General features: G+C 77.8%; 1 protein-coding gene and 1 pseudogene. Both read left to right on the plus strand.

Going from position 1 to position 2,248, the window contains the following annotated elements:
* A pseudogene (locus tag F6X68_RS32245) lies at nucleotides 1-1,237 on the plus strand (hypothetical protein); the annotation flags it as partial.
* A 38-nt stretch (nucleotides 1,238-1,275) separates the two neighbouring features.
* A partial coding sequence (locus F6X68_RS32250) for an alpha/beta fold hydrolase (RefSeq protein ID WP_151457774.1) occupies nucleotides 1,276-2,248 on the plus strand: 973 nt, incomplete at its 3' end.

Here is a 2,248-nt window from a genome sequence, read left to right on the forward strand (position 1 = left end):
GGCCCGCCGGTCCGCGCCCGAGCCGGCCCCGCCGGCCGCCGCCGACCCGGCGCCGGAGTCCGCATCGGCGGTGTTGCCGCAGCGCGTCCCCGCCGAGCCGGACGTGCCCGTCGTGCCGGAGCCGCCAGCCGTGGAGCCACCTGCCGAGACCCCCGAACTCGCCCGCATCGCCACCCATCTGCGCCGCGAGGACGAGCCTGCCCCGCCGCGGGAGCGCCCGGAGGGCTTCGACGTCAACGCCATCCTCGACGCCGTCCGTGGCGTGGCCGGTGTCCGCGACGCGGCGCTGCGCCGTACCCCGGCCGGCGCGCACAGCCTGCGGCTCGACCTCGCCGACGGGGCCGACCCGGCCGAGGTGAGCCGGCAGGTCGCCCGCCTGCTCCAGGACCGGATGGGGCTGGCCGCCGCGCCGCAGAACCTGCCCGGCATGCCGGCGGCACCCGCCCCGCCGGTGCGCCGCCGGTCGGCGGAGCCGCGCGGTGCCGACCCCCGGACGGCGGGCGTCGCGGCACGCCCCGCCGAGCCGTCCTCCGCAGAGCCCCGGGTGCCCGGCGCCAGGGTGACCGGCGGCCCGTCGGAGGCCGCGTCGCCCCGGGCCGAACAGCGTCCCGAGGCGGCGCCCGAGACCCCGCGCCGGCGGCGGCAGCCCGTCGCCCCGCACCGGGGCCGGGCCACGGTGGAGGAGCCCGGCTCGGTCTCCGCCGCCCCTTCCGGGACTCCGGCCGGTGCCCCGGCGACCGTCGGTACGTCGTACTCCGGTGGGCAGGTGACGACGACGGAGACCGCGCCGTCCCGGCCGCTGGACACCGGCGGCGCGGTGGGCCCCCGGGTGGTGATCGACCACGTCCAGGTGAGCACCTTCGGGCTCGACGCCACCGTGGAGGTACGCCTGCTGGCCGGCGGGGAGAGCGCCGCCGGCTACTCGACCGGGCCGGCCGTCGACGGGTACGTGCTGCGGCTCTGCGCGGTGGCCGCGGCGGCGGCGGTGGACGAGCTGCTGCGCGGCGGCGAGCCCGGCCCCGATGCCGGCCCCGACCGTGGGCGCTGCTTCGTCGAGCACGCGGCCGTGGTGCCCTTCGGCAACTGCGACGTGGCCACGGTCGTGGTGCTGCTCGTCTGCGACGGCTGGGTGGAGCAGCTCGTCGGCTCCGCGCTGGTCGCCGGTGACCCCCGGCAGGCGGTCGTCCGGGCCACCCTGGCCGCGGTCAACCGCCGGATCGAGGCGCTGCTGGCCTGAGCGCTGCCGGTCGTTGCGGCCCCGGGCAGACTGGAGTCATGAAGCGCGCCACCCTCCGGCCGGACCACCTCCTTCCCGAGCACTCCGTCCCACCGCCCTGGCCGGGGCGGGAGGTACGCCTCGACGGCACGGTGACGTACGTCCGGGACACGCCGGCCACCGCTCCCGGCGCGGAGCCGGCGCTCTACGTGCACGGGCTCGGCGGTTCGTCGCAGAACTGGACCGACCTGGCGTACCTGCTCGCCGACCACCTCGACGGGCAGGCCATCGACCTGCCGGGGTTCGGCCGCAGCGAGCCGGGCCGCCGGTACACCGTCCCGTCCTTCGCCGACCGGGTGATCCGCTGGATCGAGCACTCCGGCCGGGGGCCGGTGCACCTGTTCGGCAACTCGCTGGGCGGGGCGGTCTCGGTGCAGGTGGCGGCGGTACGCCCGGACCTGGTCCGGAGCCTGACCCTGATCTCGCCGGCGCTGCCGTTCCTGGACTTCCGGCGCTCGTTGCAGGGCCGGATGCTGCCGCTGCTGGCGATCCCCCGGGGCGAGCGCCTGGCCGCCTGGCGGCTGGCCCAGATCGCGCCCGAGGTGATGGCCCAGCAGGTGATGGAGTCCTGCGTGGCCGACCTCACCCGGATCTGCGACCAGCGCCGGGAGGAGGCGCTGGAGGAGATCCGGGTGCGGCACGAGGCCGCGCACTACGCCGCCGCGTACGTCCGGACGTTCCGGGGACTGGTCTCCAGCTTCCTGCGGTCGTACCTGCCGGGGTCGGGGTCGCTGTGGCGGCTCGCCGCGACGGTCGAGGCGCCCACCCTGGTCGTCGGCGGGCGGGCCGACCGGCTGGTGGACGTGCGGGTGGCACCGCAGACGGCCCGCGTCGTCCCGGACAGCCGGCTGCTGATGCTCGACGGGGTCGGCCACGTGGCGCAACTGGAGGTGCCGCGCCTGGTGGCCCGGGCCGTGTTGGGCCTGCTCACCGAAACGGGGGACACCCTCAGGCGGTCCGACGTGGCAGGCT

Source organism: Micromonospora sp. AMSO12t, from assembly GCF_008806585.1.
Classification (GTDB): domain Bacteria; phylum Actinomycetota; class Actinomycetes; order Mycobacteriales; family Micromonosporaceae; genus Micromonospora; species Micromonospora reichwaldensis.